The sequence below is a fragment of the Aeromicrobium sp. Root236 genome (assembly GCF_001428805.1).
GTDB lineage: Bacteria > Actinomycetota > Actinomycetes > Propionibacteriales > Nocardioidaceae > Aeromicrobium.
Genome location: NZ_LMIS01000001.1, coordinates 649,430 through 669,290 on the forward strand (window position 1 = coordinate 649,430; position 19,861 = coordinate 669,290).

At 69.1% G+C, this 19,861-nt stretch carries 22 protein-coding genes and 1 riboswitch; of the genes, 3 read left to right on the top strand and 19 right to left on the bottom strand.

What is annotated here, in order from left to right; translation table 11 throughout:
* Positions 1-17: 17 nt before the first annotated feature.
* Positions 18-1,451, bottom strand: coding sequence for an argininosuccinate synthase (gene argG / locus ASE12_RS03340; protein WP_056396926.1), 1,434 nt, complete (start codon positions 1,449-1,451; stop codon positions 18-20).
* Between the two features lie 97 nt (positions 1,452-1,548).
* Between argG and ASE12_RS03345 the strand changes: the two genes are divergently transcribed.
* Positions 1,549-3,351, top strand: a complete 1,803-nt coding sequence (locus tag ASE12_RS03345; RefSeq protein ID WP_056396929.1) for a DUF2207 domain-containing protein — start codon at positions 1,549-1,551, stop codon at positions 3,349-3,351.
* Between the two features lie 36 nt (positions 3,352-3,387).
* Entirely contained in the window at positions 3,388-3,945 is a 558-nt protein-coding gene (locus ASE12_RS03350; protein WP_056396932.1) for a LemA family protein, read from the top strand.
* A gap of 4 nt (positions 3,946-3,949) precedes the next feature.
* Here the strand turns inward: ASE12_RS03350 and pheT are convergent, their stop codons facing one another.
* From pheT to infC, 7 genes are all read right to left on the bottom strand, one after another.
* A complete protein-coding gene (pheT, locus tag ASE12_RS03355; protein ID WP_056396935.1) occupies positions 3,950-6,427 on the bottom strand; it encodes a phenylalanine--tRNA ligase subunit beta in 2,478 nt (825 codons plus the stop codon).
* The gene (pheS, locus tag ASE12_RS03360) at positions 6,424-7,527 is read right to left on the bottom strand and encodes a phenylalanine--tRNA ligase subunit alpha (protein ID WP_056396938.1); all 1,104 of its coding nucleotides are present in this window, start codon (positions 7,525-7,527) and stop codon (positions 6,424-6,426) included. Before pheS ends, pheT begins: the two co-directional genes overlap by 4 nt.
* A 72-nt stretch (positions 7,528-7,599) precedes the next feature.
* Positions 7,600-8,640 (bottom strand): ATP-binding protein, encoded by a 1,041-nt coding sequence (locus tag ASE12_RS03365; RefSeq protein WP_056396941.1) that lies wholly within the window; start codon positions 8,638-8,640, stop codon positions 7,600-7,602.
* Between the two features lie 54 nt (positions 8,641-8,694).
* Positions 8,695-9,465, bottom strand: a complete 771-nt coding sequence (locus ASE12_RS03370) for an RNA methyltransferase (protein ID WP_235508834.1) — start codon at positions 9,463-9,465, stop codon at positions 8,695-8,697.
* 73 nt (positions 9,466-9,538) lie between these two features.
* Positions 9,539-9,931 (bottom strand): 50S ribosomal protein L20, encoded by a 393-nt coding sequence (rplT, locus tag ASE12_RS03375; RefSeq protein ID WP_056214223.1) that lies wholly within the window; start codon positions 9,929-9,931, stop codon positions 9,539-9,541.
* 42 nt (positions 9,932-9,973) lie between these two features.
* On the bottom strand, positions 9,974-10,168 hold the full coding sequence (rpmI, locus tag ASE12_RS03380) for a 50S ribosomal protein L35 (RefSeq protein ID WP_056396946.1): 195 nt from the start codon (positions 10,166-10,168) through the stop codon (positions 9,974-9,976).
* Entirely contained in the window at positions 10,169-10,921 is a 753-nt protein-coding gene (infC, locus tag ASE12_RS03385) for a translation initiation factor IF-3 (RefSeq protein WP_235508959.1), read from the bottom strand.
* A gap of 215 nt (positions 10,922-11,136) precedes the next feature.
* Here infC and ASE12_RS03390 point away from each other — a divergent pair, with 215 nt between their 5' ends.
* Positions 11,137-12,141 (top strand): GNAT family N-acetyltransferase, encoded by a 1,005-nt coding sequence (locus tag ASE12_RS03390; RefSeq protein WP_056396949.1) that lies wholly within the window; start codon positions 11,137-11,139, stop codon positions 12,139-12,141.
* 72 nt (positions 12,142-12,213) lie between these two features.
* Here the strand turns inward: ASE12_RS03390 and ASE12_RS03395 are convergent, their stop codons facing one another.
* From ASE12_RS03395 to ASE12_RS03445, 11 genes are all read right to left on the bottom strand, one after another.
* Positions 12,214-12,672, bottom strand: coding sequence for an SseB family protein (locus tag ASE12_RS03395; RefSeq protein WP_056396952.1), 459 nt, complete (start codon positions 12,670-12,672; stop codon positions 12,214-12,216).
* The gene (locus ASE12_RS03400; protein WP_056396955.1) at positions 12,669-13,085 is read right to left on the bottom strand and encodes a PH domain-containing protein; all 417 of its coding nucleotides are present in this window, start codon (positions 13,083-13,085) and stop codon (positions 12,669-12,671) included. Before ASE12_RS03400 ends, ASE12_RS03395 begins: the two co-directional genes overlap by 4 nt.
* Positions 13,073-13,918 carry an ATP phosphoribosyltransferase gene (gene hisG / locus ASE12_RS03405; RefSeq protein ID WP_056396958.1) on the bottom strand — a complete coding sequence of 282 codons (846 nt, stop codon included), beginning with the start codon at positions 13,916-13,918 and terminating at the stop codon, positions 13,073-13,075. The genes ASE12_RS03400 and hisG overlap by 13 nt, the downstream gene beginning before the upstream one ends.
* Before the next feature lie 71 nt (positions 13,919-13,989).
* A complete protein-coding gene (locus ASE12_RS03410) occupies positions 13,990-14,253 on the bottom strand; it encodes a phosphoribosyl-ATP diphosphatase (protein ID WP_056396960.1) in 264 nt (87 codons plus the stop codon).
* Positions 14,254-14,277: 24 nt separating this feature from the next.
* Complete coding sequence (locus tag ASE12_RS03415; protein ID WP_056396962.1) at positions 14,278-14,832, bottom strand: hypothetical protein; 555 nt, start codon at positions 14,830-14,832, stop codon at positions 14,278-14,280.
* Positions 14,829-15,308, bottom strand: coding sequence for a 6,7-dimethyl-8-ribityllumazine synthase (ribH, locus tag ASE12_RS03420; protein ID WP_056396965.1), 480 nt, complete (start codon positions 15,306-15,308; stop codon positions 14,829-14,831). The genes ASE12_RS03415 and ribH overlap by 4 nt, the downstream gene beginning before the upstream one ends.
* The gene (locus ASE12_RS03425; protein WP_056396968.1) at positions 15,305-16,537 is read right to left on the bottom strand and encodes a bifunctional 3,4-dihydroxy-2-butanone-4-phosphate synthase/GTP cyclohydrolase II; all 1,233 of its coding nucleotides are present in this window, start codon (positions 16,535-16,537) and stop codon (positions 15,305-15,307) included. Before ASE12_RS03425 ends, ribH begins: the two co-directional genes overlap by 4 nt.
* Complete coding sequence (locus ASE12_RS03430; protein WP_056396969.1) at positions 16,534-17,151, bottom strand: riboflavin synthase; 618 nt, start codon at positions 17,149-17,151, stop codon at positions 16,534-16,536. Before ASE12_RS03430 ends, ASE12_RS03425 begins: the two co-directional genes overlap by 4 nt.
* Positions 17,151-18,188: a bifunctional diaminohydroxyphosphoribosylaminopyrimidine deaminase/5-amino-6-(5-phosphoribosylamino)uracil reductase RibD gene (gene ribD, locus ASE12_RS03435; RefSeq protein WP_056396972.1), complete on the bottom strand. Its 1,038-nt coding sequence runs from the start codon at positions 18,186-18,188 to the stop codon at positions 17,151-17,153. The genes ASE12_RS03430 and ribD overlap by 1 nt, the downstream gene beginning before the upstream one ends.
* A 107-nt stretch (positions 18,189-18,295) precedes the next feature.
* Positions 18,296-18,434: riboswitch (FMN riboswitch) on the bottom strand.
* 46 nt (positions 18,435-18,480) lie between these two features.
* A complete protein-coding gene (gene rpe, locus ASE12_RS03440; RefSeq protein WP_056396975.1) occupies positions 18,481-19,143 on the bottom strand; it encodes a ribulose-phosphate 3-epimerase in 663 nt (220 codons plus the stop codon).
* A gap of 31 nt (positions 19,144-19,174) precedes the next feature.
* Entirely contained in the window at positions 19,175-19,786 is a 612-nt protein-coding gene (locus ASE12_RS03445) for a TetR/AcrR family transcriptional regulator (protein ID WP_235508835.1), read from the bottom strand.
* Positions 19,787-19,861 lie beyond the last annotated feature (75 nt).

A 19,861-nucleotide genomic window follows, 5' to 3' on the forward strand; every position in this document is an offset into this window, starting at 1 on the left:
TCAGGGGCGTCCGGCGCTCAGTCGGCGCCGAGCTCCATGGCGGCGGCGTCGAGCGCCAGCTCCTCGTCGGTGTCGACGGCGGGGTTGGCCTCGATGCGGGTCGCACCACCGGCGGGCAGGTCGCCGAAGAGCGTGCCGTTCTCGACGAGCACCTGGCCCTGGTCGAGCGGCTGGGCGGCGTAGAGCTCGAGCATCGCGCGTGAGTCGGCGATGTCGAGGTTGCGCATCGTCAGCTGGCCGATGCGGTCGGTCGGTCCGAAGACGGCGTTCTCCGTGCGCTCCATCGAGAGCTTCTCAGGGTGGTAGGAGAACGTCGAGCCCTGGGTGTCGAGGATCGTGTAGTCCTCGCCCCTGCGCAGCCGCAGCGTCACGTCACCATCGACGACCGACGCGATCCAGCGCTGCACTGACTCGCGCAGCATCATGGCCTGCGGGTCGAGCCAACGGCCCTCGTACATCAGCCGGCCGAGGCGGCGACCGTGCTGGTGGAAGTTGGCGATCGTGTCCTCGTTGTGGATCGCGTTGACGAGCCGCTCGTACGCGATGTGCAGCAGCGCCATGCCCGGCGCCTCGTAGATGCCGCGGCTCTTGGCTTCGATGATGCGGTTCTCGATCTGGTCGGACATGCCGAGGCCGTGGCGGCCACCGATCGTGTTGGCCTCGTGGACCAGCGCGACGGGGTCACCGTCGAACGTGTCGCCGTTGATCGCGACGGGGCGGCCCGCCTTGAACGACACCGTGACGTCCTCGGTCGCGATGTCGACCTCGGGATCCCAGAACTTGACCCCCATGATCGGCTCGACCGACTCGAGCGACGTGTCGAGGTGCTCGAGTGTCTTGGCCTCGTGCGTCGCGCCCCAGATGTTGGCGTCGGTCGAGTAGGCCTTCTCCTGGCTGTCCCGGTAGGGCAGGTCACGCTCGGTGAGCCACTGGCTCATCTCCTTGCGGCCGCCCAGCTCGTGCACGAAGTCGGCGTCGAGCCACGGCTTGTAGATGCGCAGCTCGGGGTTGGCCAGCAGGCCGTAGCGGTAGAACCGCTCGATGTCGTTGCCCTTGAACGTCGAACCGTCGCCCCAGATGTCGACGCCGTCCTCGTGCATCGCGCGTACGAGCAGCGTGCCGGTGACCGCGCGGCCGAGGGGCGTGGTGTTGAAGTACGTGCGACCGCCCGACCGGATGTGGAAGGCACCGCACGCGAGCGCGGCGAGCCCCTCCTCCACCAACGGGCGCTTGCAGTCGATCGAGCGCGCCAGCTCAGCGCCGTACTGCATCGCGCGACCGGGGATCCCGGCGATGTCGGGCTCGTCGTACTGGCCGATGTCGGCCGTGTAGGTGCACGGGATCGCACCCTTGTCGCGCATCCAGGCGACGGCGACGGAGGTGTCGAGGCCGCCGGAGAACGCGATTCCGACGCGCTCGCCGACGGGAAGGGAGGTGAGGACTTTGGACATGTCTCACATTCTTGCACACCTCTGCAATTTCTTGCACTCGGGGGTGGGTCGTCCGTTTCTCCCGAGCCGGGGTGACTTCGCCCCTAGGATGCAAGCCATGCGGATCCTGCTGCGCGCGCTGGCACTCGTCGTGACCGCAGGCGTGTTGCTCTTCCCCGCGCTCGCGGCCCTCGTCCCGACGGATGCCACCACGGCAGGGCCGGATCCCGTACGCATCACGGACTACACGGCCAACTACGTGGTGACCGCCGGTGGCGACCTCGTGGCGAAGGAGCAGATCACCACCGAGTTCCCCGGCGGACGCCACGGCATCTTCCGGTTCTGGGACGTCACGGATCCCTCGGACAAGCAGGTCCGTCTCGAGCCGGAGGACGTCAAGGTCCAGCTCGACGGCGGCAGCGTCCCCTTCGACATGCAGTGGCAGAAGGGGCGGCACTTCCGGGTCGCCAAGATCGGCGACCCCGACTCGTTCGTCAGCCCCGGTTCGCACGTCTACACGATCACCTACCGCATCGCCGGCGCGCTGGCGCCCAACACGGCCGGCCCGGGCACGTTCGCGTCGTCGAGCTGGACCGACAAGCAACCTGCGGAGTCGGTGTTCTACTGGAACGTCGTCGCGCAGGGCTGGCAGATGGACATCGACGCGTCCACCATTCACATCACGCTCCCTGCGAGCTCGGGCAAGGTGCAGTGCACGTCGAGCTTCGACGGCACCGGCACGTGCGACATCGCCGGCGCCGGAACGGATCAGGTGACCATCAAGACCGGCCACCTCTCCCCTCGCACTCCTGTGACCGTACGCATCGGTCTGCCGGTCAAGACCCCCGATCGGGTCACCGTGCCGTGGCCGGTCGCCGCCGATCGAGCACTCGGCACGAGCACCAGGTCGCTGGGCATCGTGGTCGCGATCACCGTCGCGCTGTTGGCGGTCGGCTACGTCCTGGACCGGCGCTCGCGCGAGGAAGCCCCCGGCACCCCGGTGATGTACGAGCCGCCGCCGGGACTCGGCCCGGTGCAGACGGCGTACGTCACGACGGAGACCGTACCCAGCCGCGGTCTGGTGGCGACCCTGCTCTACCAGGCTGAGCAGGGCCTGACCACGCTCACGGACAACGGCGGCAAGTCGTGGACGATCACCGGTGTCGGCGACGCGGACGCGTGGGCCAAGACCGACGACGTCACCAGGTTCGTCGGCGAGTCCCTGGGCGTCACCCAGGCGGGCTCGCACTTCAAGTCCAGCCCGGACTCGGTCACGTCCGGTCAGAAGCTCCAGTCCGTGCGCAACTCCCTCGCCGCCCAGACCAGCGCGTGGGCCGACGGGGTCGGCGCGCAACGTCGGGTCGGTTCGGAGACGCTCGCCCGGCTCGCGGTCGGCGCGGCGGCGCTGCTCTTCCTCGTCGTGGCGATCTTCTTCCATCCCCCGGTGTCGATGTACCTGCTGCCCATCGCCGGGTTCGTCATCGGCGGGATCGGCCTCTGGAGCCCCGGGGTCGGACGGCGTCGTACGACCTTGGGCCGCGACCTGTGGTCACGTGCCGGCGGGTTCAAGCGCCTGCTGTCGACCGACTCGGCACAGGACCGCTTCGACTTCAGCGGCAAGAAGGACCTCTACACCGCCTTCATCCCGTACGCCGTCGCGTTCGACTGTGCCGACCGCTGGGCTCGCAAGTACCAGCTCGCGACGGGCTCCGAGCCGCCCGTGCCGACCTGGTACGGGGGCGGCTCGACCTCCACGAGCCACGGCTTCTTCGGCAGCAACGACGCCTTCTCCGGATTTGAATCATCGCTGGCCTCCTCGATCAGCGCCTACTCGGCCACGCAGTCGTCGTCATCCTCGGGTGGCGGCGGAGGCGGTGGCGGAGGGGGCGGCGGTGGAGGCGGCGGTGGAGGTTCCTGGTAGCCCCGCTCGACTCATCTCACCTCACGAGGAGAACTCATGACCTGGATCATCATCGTGGCCGTCGTCGCCGTGCTCGTGCTGTTCACGATCTACGCGTTCAACAAGCTGCGTCGCGTCGACATCGGCGCCCAGGAGGCGCTCGGCGGGATCGACGTGCAGCTGACGCGGCGCGCCGACCTCATCCCCAACCTGGTCAACACGGTCAAGGGCTACGCCCAGCACGAGAAGGGCGTCTTCGAGGCGGTCACCGAGGCACGTGCCGGCGCGGCCGCCGCGGCCAAGGGTGGTTCGGTGCAGGAGAAGGCCGAGGCGCAGGCCAAGCTCGACAAGGCCATCATCGACGTGCTCGCGGTCGCCGAGGCGTACCCCGATCTCAAGGCCTCGGCCAACTTCCAGTCGTTGCAGGCCGAGCTCGCCGACACCGAGAACAAGATCTCGTTCGCCCGCCAGTACTACAACGACGCGGTGGCCAAGCTCAACGGCCTGGTGCGCACGATCCCCTGGTTGCTGTTCACAGGCATCGCCGGCGTCCACGCGCGCGAGTTCTACGAGGCCCCCGAGGGCCAGGCGACCCCACCCGCCGTCTCGTTCTGAGCAGTCAGGTGCGGAGCGTGGCGCCGAGTGATCCGGCGGCCGCGACCGCAGCCTCACGTGCGGCCTTGATCTCCTCGTCGGTGAGGGTGCGGTCGGGGGCACGCAGACGCAGCGCGAAGGCCAGCGACTTCTTGCCCTCCGGCACCTGGTCGCCGGCGTAGACGTCGAAGAGCCGGACGGACTCGATCAACGTGCTGGCGCCGACGAGCGCCTTCTGCACCGACGCTGCAGGGACGTCTTCGGCGACGATCAGCGCGAGGTCCTCCTTGGCGACCGGGAACGACGAGAAGTTCGGGCGTGGCCCGATCTCCGGTGACGCGTCGATCAGCACATCGAGGTCGATCTCCGCCGCGACGACGCGAGCCGGCAGTCCGTACGCCTTGAGGACGCGCGGGTGCAGCTCACCGGCGTGTCCGATCGGCTGGCCGGCGAGCAGGATCGCGGCGCACCGGCCGGGATGCCACGGCATGACGTGCGCCTGCTGCACCTCGATGTCGACGTGGAGCTCGTCGGCGAGGTGCTGGACGATCGCGACCGCGTCGGCCCACGTCGCTTCGCGCCCGGGTCCGGCCCACCCGGTGCGGACGCGCTCACCGCTCATGACGAGTCCCACGTGGTGCGGCTGGTCCGGCAACGCGGCACCGAAGACGGCGATCTCGTCGTCGGTCGGCCGCCGGTCGACACCGTAGATCGGCGCCTCGGCGTCGTCCGACTTGGGCAGGAACACCCGCCCGGTCTCGGTGATGTGCACGTCGGCGTGCCCGCGGCCCAGGTTGAGCACGAGGCTGCGCAGCAGACCCACGAGGAGGGTCGTGGTCATGCCGGGTTCCTCGGCCGAGAGCGGGTTCTCCAGCAGCACCTGGCGGCGACGCACGTCGTCCGCGGGCAGGCCAAGCCGGTCGAAGTCCGCCGCGCCCGCGAACGGGAACGTCTTGACCTCGATCAGCCCGTCACCCGCGAGCACGTTGCCGACGCGCCGACGCAGCTTCTGTGCCGCCGTCAGGCCGCGCCCGGCGGGGGCCACGGGGACGATCGAGGGCACCTGGTCGTAGCCGACGACCCGCAGCACCTCTTCGACGAGGTCGTTGGGGTCGTTGAGGTCGAACCGCCAGCTCGGCGGGGTCGCGGCCAGCGACTCGTGGTCGAGCGCGACCTCGCACCCGTTGCCCTCGAGCGCCTCCACCACGGCGGCGGCGTCGATGTCGACGCCCGAGACCCGGGTCGGCAGGTGCACGGACATCTCGACCGCGGAGCGGGGCGTCGCGGCACCGACGACGGTGAGCCCGTCCTCGATCGTGCCGCCACCCAGCTCGGCCAGCAGCTCGGCCACGCGTTGCGTCGCGCGGGCCGGCAGCTCGGGGTCGACGCCGCGCTCGTAGCGCTTCGACGCCTCCGAGGGCAGCTTGTGGAGCCGCGCCGTGCGGGCGATCATCGGCGCCTTCCAGTGCGCCGCCTCGATGAGGATGTCGGTCGTGGTGTCGGACAGCTCGGTCTCGACGCCGCCCATGACGCCGGCGAGGCTGATGGGGCCCCGGTCGTCGGTGACCACGGTGTCGTCGACCGACAGCGTGCGCACAACACCGTCGAGCGTCGTGAGCTTCTCGCCCTCGGTGGCCCGGCGGACGACGATGGGCCCCCGCAGGCTCGAGAGGTCGAAGCCGTGGATCGGATGACCGATCTCGAGCATGACGTAGTTGGTGATGTCGACGGCCAGCGAGATCGAGCGCATCCCGGCCTGCTCGATGCGCTGTGCCATCCACGCGGGTGTGGGTCGGGTCGGGTCGAATCCGGTCACCGCCCGGGCTGCGAAGACCGGGCAGGCCTCCGCGTCCTCGACGCGTACGGGATAGCCCTCGCCTGCGCCGGTGACCTCGATGTCGGCGGGGTCGGAGAACTCCAGCCCGTACGCCAGCGCGGTGTCACGCCCGACGCCGCGCATCGAGAGCGCGTAGCCGCGGTCGGGGTTGACCTCGAGGTCGAGGATCTCGTCGCCGAGTCCGAGCAGCGCGATCGCGTCGTCGCCGGGTGCGGCCGAGTCGGCGTCGAGCACGATGATTCCGCTGGCATCCCCCGCGAGACCGAGCTCGGCGCTCGAGCAGATCATGCCGTCGGACACGTGCCCGTACGTCTTGCGCGCCGTGATCTCGAACCCGAGCGCAGGCAGCACCGTGCCGGGCAGCGACACGACGACGAGGTCGCCCTCGACGAAGTTGTGCGCGCCGCAGACGATTCCGCGAGCGCCCTCGGCGTCGTTGTGCTCAGGGCCGACGTCGACGCGGCACCAGTTGATCGTCTTGCCGTTCTTCTGCGGCTCCTTGACCAGCGAGAGCACCCGGCCGACGACCAGCGGACCGCTGATGCCGGACGAGATGATCTCCTCGAGCTTGAGGTCGAACTGCGTCAGGCGCGCAGCCAGCTGCTCGGTCGTGACGTCGTCCGGCAGCTGCACGAGCTCCCGCAGCCAGGTGACAGGTACCTTCACAGCTCAACTCCGAACGGCTGGGTGAAACGGATGTCGCCGTCGAACAGGTCGCGCAGGTCCGCGATGTCGTAGCGGGAGGTGATCGTACGGTCGATGCCGATGCCGAACGCGAACCCGGAGTAGCGCTCCGGGTCGACACCGCAGGCGATCAGCACGCGGGGATTGACCACACCGCAGCCGCCCCACTCGACCCAGCCCTCGCCCTTGCACGTACGGCAGTCGGCGACGGCGTCGGGCTCGTTGTGGCAGACGTAGCAGAGCAGGTCCATCTCGGCGCTCGGCTCGGTGAACGGGAAGTAGGACGGCCGGAACCGCGTCGTCATGCCATCGCCGTAGATCGCCTGGGCGAAGTGGTCGAGCGTGCCCTTGAGGTGGCCCATCGAGAGGCCCTCGTCGATCGCGAGTCCCTCGACCTGGTGGAACACCGGCGAGTGCGTCGCGTCCAGCTCGTCGGTGCGGAACACCCGGCCCGGGCAGGCGATGTAGATGGGAGGTTCGCGGGTCAGCATCGTGCGGGCCTGGACCGGCGACGTGTGGGTGCGCAGCACCATCGCGGCGCGCTCGGGCGTCACCCAGAACGTGTCCTGCATCGTGCGGGCCGGATGGTCCGGGCCTAGGTTGAGGGCGTCGAAGTTGAGCCACTCGGCCTCGACCTCGGGGCCCTCGGCGATCTCCCAGCCCATCGCGACGAAGATGTCGGCGATGTGCTCGGACAGCGTCGTGATGGGGTGCCGGGCGCCGACGGGCTCGACGTCCCACGGCAGCGTCACGTCGACCGCCTCGGTGACGAGCGCGCGCTCCTCCTCCGCTGCCTCGACCTCGGCGGTCTTGGCGGCGAGTGCCTGGTTGATCGCGCCACGCGCCTGACCCACGCGCTGGCCGGCATCCTTGCGGGCCTGCGGCGGCAGGGCGCCGATCTCACGGTTGGCCAGGGCCAGGGGCGAACGGTCGCCGGCGTGATCGATGCGCACCTGCTTCAGGGCGTCCAGCGTGTCGGCCGCGGCGATCGCCGCAAGAGCCTCATCACGTACGCGCTCGACCTCTTCGGCGTTCAACGGAGTGACCTCCACAGGGTCGTACGAGGAATTGGGCGCGGACACAGCAGACCTGACTTTCGACGGAGCGGTCCCGGACTCGTCGGGACCAGAGGCCAGTCTAGTGAAGGGTGCTGATCAGTCGGTCATCGTGTCGGGCTCGTTGATCGGGAACCAGACGCTGATCAGCGCGCCGCCGCCCTCCGCTTCGCGGATGTCGATCTTGCCGCCGTGCTCCTCGACGATGCCGCGCACGATGTACATGCCCAGGCCGCTGCCGGCGCCCGGCCCGGCGCGCCAGAACCGGCTGAAGACGCGCTGGCGCATCTCCTCGGGGATTCCGGGGCCGTTGTCGTGCACCTCGACCGAGACGCCACCCTCGCCGTCAGCTCCGGCCGCGTTCTGCACGGCGAGCTCCCTGAGCCCGAACCCGTGGCGCATCGCGTTCTCGACAAGGTTGGTGACGACCTGCATGATGCGGTCGCTGTCGCCCCAGATCAGCTCGAGGTCGTCGCCGATGCAGATCTCGAAGGGCTCGGCCGCGCCGCCGGACACGTTCGTCAGGACGTGACGGACGATCTCGTCGAGCTTGACGGGTCCGCGCTTGAGCGTCAGTCGGCCGGCGTCGATGCGGGCCGCGTCGAGCAACTCGGTGATCAGACGGCTGAGCCGGTCGGCGTCGGCATCGACCGTCTCGAGCATGAACTGGCGCTGCTCCTCGGAGAACTTGTCCCACTTGGTGAGCAGCGTCGAGGTGAAGCCCTTGATGCCGGTCAGCGGCGAGCGGAGCTCGTGCGCCACCGTCGCGACGAGGTCGGAGCGCTCGCGGTCGCGCTGGTTGCGGATCCGGGCGTTGCGGACGCTCACGACGACACGGCTGACCGGACCCGCCGGGCGCTCGCGGACGAGCGACGCCGTGATGAGGTACTCGCTGCCCTTGGGCGACCACCACGCCTGCTCCGAGATGCGCTTGCGCGTGGCGATGCCGTCGTAGGGCCTGGTCGTGTCGTACCAGGAGTTGCCGTTGAGGTCGTCGAACGGCACGGCCTCGCTGAGGTGCATCCCGAGCATCTCGTCGCCCTCGGCGCGCGCCATCACGCGAATGCGTTCGTTGACGTACTGGACCCGGCCGTCCGGGCCGGCGATGATCACGCCGTCCGGGAAGTCGTCGAAGTCCATGAGGCCTGAATGTAGTACCAACGGACTACTTCGGACGACTCAACCCGACGACTTTCAACCAGTCGAGCGCGCCCGCGCCGAGGCGTAGAGGCAGACCGCGGCCGCCGTCGCGAGGTTGAGGCTCTCGGCCCGCCCGTAGATCGGCACCGAGACGACGAGGTCCGCGAGGTCCCGGGTCGCCGCCGGCAGGCCCCATGCCTCGTTGCCCATCAGCCAGGCAGTGGGCCGGGCGAGGTCGAGGTCGTCGTCGAAGAGGGTCACGTCTCCCCCGCCGTCGGCGGCCAGCACCTGCAGGCCGAGATCCTGCAACCGCGCCAGCGTCGCGGCGGTGTCACGCTCCGTCACGACCGGGAGGTGGAAGACGCTGCCGACTGTCGCGCGTACGGACTTGGGGTTGTAGGGATCGACGCTGTCGCCGACGAACACCACGCCCTGCGCACCGGCGGCGTCGGCGCACCTGATGACCGCGCCGGCGTTGCCGGGGTCGCGGATATCGGCGCAGACCACGAGGAACGTCGGATCGGCCGCGAGCAGAGCGTCGAGAGAGGCCCCGGGGATCCGGCAGCGGGCGACGACCCCCTGAGGCTGCACGGTGTCGGCGATCGACTCGACGACGTCGTCGGTCACGACGTGCCACGGCACCTCCGCAGCGTCGGCGGCATCGACGAGGTCGACGTGCTGCGCGGTGGCCCCCTCGGTCGCGAACACCTCGACGGTCGCGTCCGGCACCGTCAGCGCCTCGCGTACGGCCTGGGGGCCCTCGGCGAGGAACTCGCCGGTCTCGGCCCGGAACGCACGAGTGGCGAGCCGCCGGGTGTGCTTCACACGTCCTGAGCGGACGGTGAGCTCACCGGGCGTACTCGCCACTACGTGAATTTCAGCTCGGGCGGTGTCGCGGTCAGGCCGCGGCGCCGTCCTTGGGTGCGTTGACGTCAGCCGGAAGGTTGTCCTTCGCGGTCTGGACGAGCGCCGAGAACGCCGCCGGCTCGTGAACCGCGAGCTCGGCGAGGATCTTGCGGTCGACCTCGACACCCGCGGCCTTGAGGCCCTGGATGAAGCGGTTGTAGGTCATGCCCTCGGCGCGGACGGCAGCGTTGATGCGCTGGATCCACAGACGACGGAAGTCGCCCTTCTTGGCCTTGCGGTCACGGTAGCTGTAGACCAGGGAGTGGGTGACCTGCTCCTTGGCCTTGCGGTAGAGCCGCGAACGCTGACCGCGGTAGCCCGCAGCGCGCTCCAGTGTCTGGCGGCGCTTCTTCTGTGCGTTGACAGAGCGCTTGACGCGTGCCATCTCAGTTCTCCTTCAAGTTTTTCGGTATGTCGGGGGGCGCGGTCAGAGACCGAGCATCTTCTTCACGCGCTTGACGTCAGCCTTGGCGACGTCGGTCGTACCTTCGAGACGGCGCTTGCGCGAGGAGGACTTGACCTCGAGCAGGTGGCGGCGGTTGGTCTGCTCGCGACGCAGCTTGCCGCTGCCCGTGACCTTGACGCGCTTCTTCATCCCCGAGTGGGGCTTGAACTTCGGCATTTATGCCTCCATGTCTGGGTCGAGGTTCTCAGAACGCCGACGTGGCTTCTTGGGTGTTGCGATCTTCTGGGCGGCTTCGCGGTGGGCCTTGACCTCGGCGGCCTCGGCGTCCTTCTCAGCGGCCTTGGCTGCCGTGGTCTTGACCTTCTCGGCCTTGACCTCGGCCTGGGCTTCGGACTTCTTCTTGTGCGGGCCGAGCACCATCGTCATGTTGCGGCCGTCCTGACGGGCGTTGGACTCGATGAAACCGAGGTCCTCGACGTCAGCGGCGAGACGCTGGAGCAGCCGGTAGCCCAGCTCGGGGCGGTGCTGCTCGCGTCCACGGAACATGATGGTGATCTTGACCTTGTCGCCAGCCTTGAGGAATCGGACGACGTGACCCTTTTTGGTGTCGTAGTCGTGCTGGTCGATCTTCGGACGCAACTTCATCTCTTTGATGATGGTGTTGGTCTGGTTGCGGCGTGACTCGCGTGCCTTCTGGGCGGTCTCGTACTTGAACTTGCCGTAGTCCATGAGACGGCAGACGGGCGGGCGAGCGGTCGGAGCCACCTCGACAAGATCGAGATCAGCTTCCGCTGCCAGTCGCAGGGCATCCTCAATACGGACGATGCCCACCTGTTCACCGCCAGGACCGACGAGGCGTACTTCGGGAACACGGATTCGGTCGTTGACGCGCAGCTCTGTGGTGATGGATCCTCCTGAGATCGTGTGGGAGGCCAAGAAAAAATGGCCCCCGTACAAAACGGAAGCCACCAGTGGCGTATTCCCGCAGGAATGACGCCGTCGGCCGGTTCGTCGAGCTCGGTGAACCGGCGTAACCCCAAGGTCAAGGACCAAGCAGGTGGGAGGTGGACCTCCACTTCGCCCTCAAGGCTATCAGCGAGCGTGTTTATCCACAAAATCCGGACTTTCCCTGCCCGAAACATGCACGACGCGGTGTGGAAAACTTCCGGGGTCACGCTGGCACCATGCTGTGGCGCATCCGTACGACGCTTGCCGACCGCCCGGGGATCCTGGCGGAGATCGCTCTGGCCTGCGGGAGGTCCGGCGTCAACATCCTCGGGATGCAGGTGTTCCCGACGAGTCCGCGGGTCACCGACGAGTTCATCGTCAGTGCCCCCGAGGGCTGGGGGGACGTCCAGCTCGCGGAGCTGTTCGAGGAGGCCGGCGGCGCCCAGGTGTCCGCCACGCGCGTCAGCGACGACTCGTTGATCGATGCGCCGACGCGCTATCTCCGCGGCGTGCACCAGGTCCTCGAGGAGGGGCGGGACGCCGAGGAGGTGCTGCGCGAGCTGCTCGAGACCGAGCCGCCCGACGTCGCCGACTACCGAGGCCATGACGTGCTCGACCTGACCCGCAGCAACGGAACCGTGCTGCGCATCAGCCGGGCGATCCCGTTCACCTCGGTCGAGCGGGCCCGCGCCCAGGCCTTGTTGTCGCTCGTCAGCGACTCCGCGTATGCCGCTCCCCTGGTCTCCCCGTCCCCCCGGCAGCAGGTGCCGATGGTGCGCGAGGCGACGCTCGCCGACATCGAGGCGGTCGCGGCCCTGCACTCACGCTGCAGCATCGAGACGCTCTACAACCGCTACCAGGTGCCGCTGCGCATGCCGATGACGACCCGCATGGCCCGGCGCCTGGTCTCGCCGGAGTCGGGTGTCGCGCTCGTCGTGCAGGTCGGTCTCGACGTCGTCGGCCACGGCGTGCTCGAGGCGCTCGACACGGTGTGGACGTTCCAGCTGCTCGTCGAGGACGCGTGGCAGGGCCAGGGACTCGGCACGATGCTGGTCAAGCAGGCCGCCGGCCGGGCCAAGTCTCACGGCGCGCCCCGCCTCACGTTCATCACGGAGGGCTCGAACGACAAGCTCCTTCGCACGGTCGGCAACGCCGGGTTCGTCGCCCGGGTCGAGCGGCACGACGGCAACGTCCACATCACCGTGCCGCTGTCAGCCGTACGCTCCATCGCGACCGGCTGACCCCCGAGATCTGGCCGCAGATCCACGCGGGACGAGGCTGACCAGGTGGTTCTGAGGCCACCTCTCGGGGCGTCAGGCGAGCCAGGCGGGGCCGGCGTCGCTCTGCACGAGCCGGTGGCCGGCGGCGAGGTGCCCGACGTCATCGGTCTCGACGACGGTGAAGGTCGGGTTGCCGAGGTCGAGCAGGATCGCCGTCGCGCCCTCGTCGAGCGTCGCCCGGGCGGCATCGCGGCCGAGGATCGGCACCGGTCGGGCGTTGGGGTCCCACACGGCCATCGACGCCACGCTGCTGAACGCCAGCAGCGCCTGCCGGCCATCGGCGCCCGTCATGAGGACTGCCGCCATGTCGGCGTTCTTGTCACCCTCGGCCGGCACCTCGCCCAGCAGCGCGACGATCGGTACGAAAACCCGTGCGTCGGCCAGCGCAGCGAGCACCGCGAGGTCGTCGCCGAACGCCTGTGCCAGCAACGGGTCGACGGATCCGTCGTCGCCGGGGAACTGCGGACTCGCGAGCGTACGGTCGTGGCTCACGACGGCACCCGGCTGCGAAGGTAGGCCACGGCCTCGCGGGCGTACGCGCCGTCGGAGCCCTGGATGGCGAACAGCATGACCCGCTCGTCGTCCTTGGTCACGAGCGTCGGCCACGGTGCGCCGGTGCCCATCGCGAAGCCCTGGATGTCCGACCACGGGACGCGGTGCCGGCGATAGCCGTTGAGCACCTCGACGCCGTCGTCATCGGCGCGGACGTAGCTGCGCCCGATGCCGTGCAGCAGCGCCAGCACGGCGATGATGATGAGCCACAGCGTGATGTCCTCGGCGACCGTGAAGTAGATGTCGTCGGGCAGCGCCAGACCGATCACGACGGTGATCACGAGCATGATGACGCCCACGCCGTACGCGACGACGCGGGCACCGCCGGGGCGGAACGTCCTCAGATCCGGCACGCCAGGATGTCCGTCACGAGGATCCCGCGGGCGCCGATCTCGTAGAGCGAGTCCATGACCTTCTGGGCGGCGTCGCGCGGCACCATCGAGCGCACCGCGACCCACCCTTCGCGATGAAGAGGCGAGACGGTCGGCGACTCGATGCCGGGCGTCAGCTCGACAGCACGATCGACCTGGTCGACCCGGATGTCGTAGTCCATCATGATGTAGGTCCGGGCGACCAGGACGCTGTCGATGCGGCGCTTGAAGACCGCGAAGCCGTCCGGCTCCGGCGCGTCCTGACGGGTGATCAGCACCGCCTCGGACGACAGGATGGGCTCGCCGAACACCTCGAGGTCGGCCTGCTTCAGCGTGCTGCCGGTCTCGACGACGTCGGCGATCGCGTCGGCGACGCCGAGACGTACGGAGGACTCGACCGCGCCGTCAAGACGTACGACATCGGCGCTGACGCCGCGCTCGGCGAGATAGGCCTGCACGATGCCGGGATAGGACGTCGCGATCCGCGAGCCATCGAGGTCGGCGACGGCCGACATCGCACCGATCGGCGCGGCGAAACGGAACGTCGAGGCGCCGAAGCCGAGCGAGATGTTCTCCGCCGCCTTGGCACCGGAGTCGAGCAACAGGTCACGGCCGGTGATGCCGACGTCGAGCGTGCCCTCCCCCACGTAGATCGCGATGTCGCGGGGACGGAGGTAGAAGAACTCGACGTCGTTGTCGGGGTCGAGCGTGACGAGGTCCTTGGTGTTGCGGCGTTGGTGGTAGCCGGCCTCGGTGAGCATCTGTGCGGCGGACTCGGCGAGGGCGCCCTTGTTGGGTACGGCGATCTTGAGCATGGACTTCTCTTCTCAGGAGTTCTGTGACGGCGAGGGTCGGAGGCACGGAAAGGCGCCGAAGGGCCGATCCGTCACAGATGCGCGTAGACGTCGTCGAGCGTGATGCCGCGGGCGATCATCATGACCTGGGCGTGGTAGAGCAGCTGGCTGAGCTCCTCGGCGGCGCGCTCGGCACCTTCGTGCTCCGCTGCCATCCACGACTCGGCCGCTTCCTCGACGAGCTTCTTGCCGATCGCGTGCACGCCGGCGTCGAGCTCGGCGACGGTGCGCGAGCCCTCGGGGCGCGTGGCTGCCTTGTCGGACAGCTCGGCGAAGAGTTCATCGAAGGTCTTCATCGCGGAGCAGTCTATCGGCGCGTGCTAGCTCGGGGTGACGGGCGGTGCTGGCGGTGGACCATCGGCCCGCCGGAGCGCGACGGCGCATGCGCCGACCAGGAGCCCGGCCACCAGCAGACGGAGGTCGGGCTCGTAGACGAACCCGAACTCGCTGACCTGGTCACCGGCGATTCCTCGGACGACGGGCAGTCCCAACGCAGCGGTGCAGAGCAGCCCGCTGAGCCACCAGCCAATGCGTCGTGCGCGTCTCGACGCAAGGTTGCCATCCGCGAGGGTCCTCGCGAACAACGCCACGAGGACCGCACCGACCGTGATCAGGATGATCGAGACCGCAACGGGGATGAACAGGATCGCGTGGTCGCTCCCAGTGCCGTCGAGCACCCGGACAGGGATGGCGCGGTGTGGGACCAAAGCGGCGATGCCGATCTCGTCGGGGTCGATCCTGACCTGCGGGGGGTCGCCGTTGATCCACCTCGTCAACGGCGGGGCAGCGACCAGGTCGACGACGAGGAACCAGACGGCGGCGATGATCGCGTCGCTCGGGCGCACGCTCGCCCGCCGACCGGCGGCGTTCGTCACGCCTGGGTGCCGAGCGTGCGCAGGACGTTCCAGGCGGACAATGCAGCCTCGACAGCCTCGCGTCCCTTGTCCTCACGGCTCTCGGGCAGACCCGCACGATCGAGCGCCTGCGCCTCGTCGTCACAGGTCAGCAGCCCGAAGCCGATCGGGACGCCGGTGTCGAGGGCGACCCGGTTGAGCCCGTCGGTCGCAGCCGCCGAGACGTACTCGAAGTGCGGGGTGCCGCCGCGGATGATCACGCCGAGGGCGATGACCGCGTCGTAGCCCTCGCGGGCGTACGCCTGGCAGAGGATCGGCAGCTCGAAGGATCCCGGGGCTCGTACGAGCGTGACGTCCTCGACCTTGGCGTCGGCGAGGGCGCGCTCGGCGCCGGCGATCAGGCCGTCCATGACCTCGGTGTGCCAGCGTGACGCGACGATCGCGACGCGTGCGCCCGTGCCGTCGACGAAGATCGTGGGTGCTCCAGCTCCACTCATGCCAGCTCTCCTAGTCCGGGGAGGTCGTGGCCCATGCGCTCGGCCTTGGTCTGCAGGTAGCGCAGGCTGTCCTCGTTGGGCGCGATGCGCAGGGGCAGCCGTTCGCTGATCTTGACCCCGTACGCCTCGAGGGCGATCGTCTTGTCGGGGTTGTTGGTCAGCAATCGTGCCGACGTGACGCCGAGGTCGCGGAGGATCTGCGCACCGGCGGCGTAGTCACGCTCGTCCTCGCCGAAGCCCAGCTGCAGGTTGGCGTCGACCGTGTCGGTGCCGGCGTCCTGCAGCGCGTACGCCTGCAGCTTGTGCAGCAGTCCGATGCCGCGACCCTCGTGGCCACGGAGGTAGACCACGATGCCTGCCCCAGCGGTCGTGATCTCGGTCATCGAGAGCTCGAGCTGAGGCCCGCAGTCGCACCGGCGCGATCCGAAGACGTCGCCGGTCAGGCACTCGGAGTGGATGCGGGTCAGGACGTCCTCGGTGCCGGGGTCGCCGTAGACCAGCGCGATGTGCTCCGAGCCCTCGATCATGTCGCGGTAGCCGTGCGCCGTGAACGTGCCGAACTCGGTGGGCAGCCGCGTCGTCGCGAGCCGCTCGACCTGCGACTCGTGGAGCCGGCGGTAGACCTGCAGGTCCTCGATCGAGACCAGGGCGATGCCGTGCTCGTCGGCGAACTCACGCAGCTCCGGGGCGCGCATCAGCGTGCCGTCGTCGTTGAGCACCTCGCCGATGACGCCCGCGGGGGTCAGTCCGGCCAGGCGGGCGAAGTCGACCGCGGCCTCGGTGTGGCCCGCGCGCTCCAGCACTCCCCCGGGCTTGGCGCGGAGCGGGATGATGTGGCCCGGCTGGTTGAGCTCGAACGGCTCGGTCGCCGAGTCCGCGAGCACCCGGCACGTACGCGCGCGGTCCGCGGCCGAGATGCCGGTCGTGATGCCGTCGCGGGCGTCGATCGAGATCGTGTACGCCGTGCGCATCTTCTCGCGGTTGTGCGGCGTCATGAGCGGGATCGCGAGGCGGTCGAGGATCTCGCCGGTGATCGGCGCGCACACCAGACCGCTGGAGTAGCGGACCAGGAATGCCATGAGCTCAGGCGTCGCCTTGCTCGCGGCGAAGATGATGTCGCCCTCGTTCTCGCGGTCCTCGTCGTCGACGACCACGATCGCCTTGCCCTGGCGGAAGTCCTCGATCGCCCGCTCGATGCTGTCGAGCCTCACCGATTCGTGCTCGGTCATGCTGATGCTCCTTCTGCTCGAGCGCCCAGGAGGCGCTCGACGTACTTGGCGAGGATGTCCACCTCGAGGTTGACCCGGTCCCCCGGGCCCTTGGTGCCGAGCGTCGTCTCGGCCAGCGTCGTCGGGATGAGCGACACCGAGAACCACGGCTCGTCGCCGTCCACGACCTCGACGACCGTGAGCGACGTGCCGTCGACCGTGACGGAGCCCTTGTCGACGAGGTACCGGGCCAGCTCGGCCGGCAGTGCGATGCGGACGACCTCCCAGTGCTCGCTCGGCGTGCGGTCGAGGATCCGGCCGGTGCCGTCGACATGCCCCTGCACGATGTGGCCGCCGAGCCGCGCCCCGGCCCTGGTCGCGCGCTCGAGGTTGACCTCGTCACCGACCCGCAGGTCGCCGAGCGACGTCTTGTCGAGCGACTCCTTCATGACGTCGGCCGCGAACGAGTCCGAGTCCTGCTCCATGACGGTCAGGCAGACGCCGCTGACGGCGATCGAGTCGCCGTGCTGGGCGTCGGAGACCACCAGCGGACCGCGGACCGTCAGGCGTACGGAGTCGCCCAGGTCCTCGACCGCGGTGATCGTGCCCTTCTCCTCGATGAGGCCGGTGAACATCAGTCGAAGTCCTCTCGTTGCATGCGGCCCGGGGTGCCGATGATGCGGATGTCCGGGCCGACCATCGTCAGGTCGTGCAGGTCGATCGGGCGCAGGTCGGCGAGCGTCGTCGCCTCGCCCTCCAGCGCGGCGCGGCCGGAGCCGAGCATCGCGGGTGCGATGTAACCGATGACGCGGTCGATCACGCCGGCGTTCCAGAACGCTCCGGCGAGGCGCGGCCCGCCCTCGAGCCAGATGTGCCGGATCTGGTTGTCGATGAGCTTCTGCAGCACGACCTCGGGATCGCGGGACTGCACCAGCAGGGTCGGCGCCACCCGGTCGAACACCCGGTAGTAGTTGGGGATCTTGGTCTCGCCGACCACGACGCGCAGCGGCTGCTGGTCGTACGGGAGCGGGATGTCCTTCTCGTCGCGCACCGAGAGCCGCGGGTCGTCGGCGAGGACCGCGCCGGTGCCGGCGACGATCGCGTCGGACTCGGCGCGGAACTTCTGCACGTCGCGGCGTGCCTCGTCGCTGGTGATCCACTTGCTCGTGCCGTCGGGGGCGGCGCTGAGTCCGTCGAGCGTCGCGGCGTACTTCCACGTCACGAACGGTCGTCCGGAGGTCACCGCGAACGTCCACTCGACGTTGAGGTCGGTGGCCTCCTCGGCCATGACGCCGGGCTCCACCTCGATGCCGGCTGCGCGCAGCGTCTTGGCACCGCCGGCTGCTGACCGGTCGGGGTCGATCTGGCCGAACACGACGCGGGCGACACCGGCCTGGATCAGCGCCTCGGCGCAGGGTCCGGTGCGACCGGTGTGGTTGCACGGCTCGAGCGTGACGACGGCCGTCGCGCCACGAGCGGCTTCACCGGCCTGGGTGAGTGCGTCGACCTCGGCGTGCGGCGTGCCGGCGCCCCTGTGGACGCCCACGGCGATCTCGCTGCCGTCAGGCGCGAGCAGGACGCAGCCGACGCGTGGATTGGGCAGCGTACGTCTGGCCGTGCGGGCCGCGTCGAGCGCGCGGTGCATCGCGCTGATCTCGGTGTCGGTTGCCATGCGTTCCTCCGGATAGTGGTTCGCTCACGCATCCGGGGTCTCTGGGCGTCCTTCGCGACGTGACCGTTGCGTGGGGAGTGCCCACCACGGTCCCGACCTCTCGGGACACAGTGCTCCTCCCATCCGGACTTTCACCGTCGGTGCCGGAATTTCACCGGCTCAACCGCTGCCTCATCACGCATGATGTGACCGCGGGTCGCGGACTGTCACCGCCGGCTCGGAATTACACCGACCCCGGAGCACGCGAGCGATGTTGCTGCTCGTTGACTCAAGTCTAGCCCGCGGGTCTCAGTCAGCGGGTGTGACGTCCGGCATGTGAGCGCAGTTCCGCCACCATCGCGTCGGGGTCGTCAGCGCTGAAGACCGCCGAGCCCGCGACGAACGTGTCGGCGCCCGCCTCGGCGCACCGCTCGATCGTGTCAAGCGAGACTCCGCCATCGACCTGGAGCCAGATGTCGCCGCCGTGCTTGTCGATCAGGGTGCGGGCCCGTTGGATCTTGGGCAGGCAGATGTCGAGGAACTTCTGGCCACCGAAGCCAGGCTCGACCGTCATGATCAGCACCATGTCCAGCTCAGGGAGCAGGTCCTCGTACGGCTCGATCGGCGTCGCCGGCTTGAGCGCCATCGACGCGCGGGCCCCCTTGGCGCGGATCTCACGGGCCAGGCGTACTGGCGCCTTGGCTGCTTCGACGTGGAAGGTGACGCTCTGCGCGCCGGCCTCGACGTAGGCGGGTGCCCACCGGTCGGGATCCTCGATCATCAGGTGCGCGTCGATCGGCTGCTTGGCCACCTTGACCAGCGCCTCGATGACGGGGGCGCCCAGGGTCAGGTTGGGGACGAAATGGTTGTCCATGACGTCCATGTGCAGCCAGTCGGCGCTCGAGATGCGTGCGGCCTCGCCCTCGAGGTTCGCAAAGTCCGACGCCAGCATGCTCGGGGTGATCTGGATGCCCATGCGGCCAGCGTAGTGGTGGGCGACGCGCCGATCAGGCGGTGGCGGGGTCGCGCAGGATGCCGTCGATCACGATGTCGAGCATCGGAAGGGCCTGGTCGAGCTCGAGCCCGGCCTGGTCCACGACGGTCGCGACACCACTGACGAGGCGCATGACCTGGTGCGACTCCACGCCGTCTCGCAAGGCACCTGCGTCGACCAGGTGGGTGATGACCCGGTCGTTGGCGTCGCCCAGCATCTGGCACTTGCGATAGATCGGGGAGGACGGGTCGTCCATCGCGGCGCTGAGCTTGGCGGCGGCACCGCGGTGCAACGTCATGTGCTTGACGAGGTCGGCAAGCCAGCGCTCCAGCGTCTCGCGCGCCGGCACCTCGGCCTCGACTGCGGAGATGCTGTCGGCGGCGACCCGTTCGGTCCAGTCACGCATGAGCGCGTCGATGAGGTCGTCGCGCGTCGGGAAGTGCCGGTAGAGCGTGCCCGGTCCGACGCCGGCGCGCTTGGCGATCTCGTCGAGCGAGCCCTCCGCGCCGCGTTCGGCGAACACCTCACGGGCGGCGGCCACGAGCTTGTCGTAGTTGCGCTGGGCGTCCGCGCGCAGCGGCTTGGCCGCTGCGTCGACCGCGTCTGTGGTGGACGTGACAGGCACCACGATCCAGCCTCCCTTGCTAACCGGAGACACTCTCCGTATAGTTGATGAAGAACCGGAGCCCTTCTCCGTTCC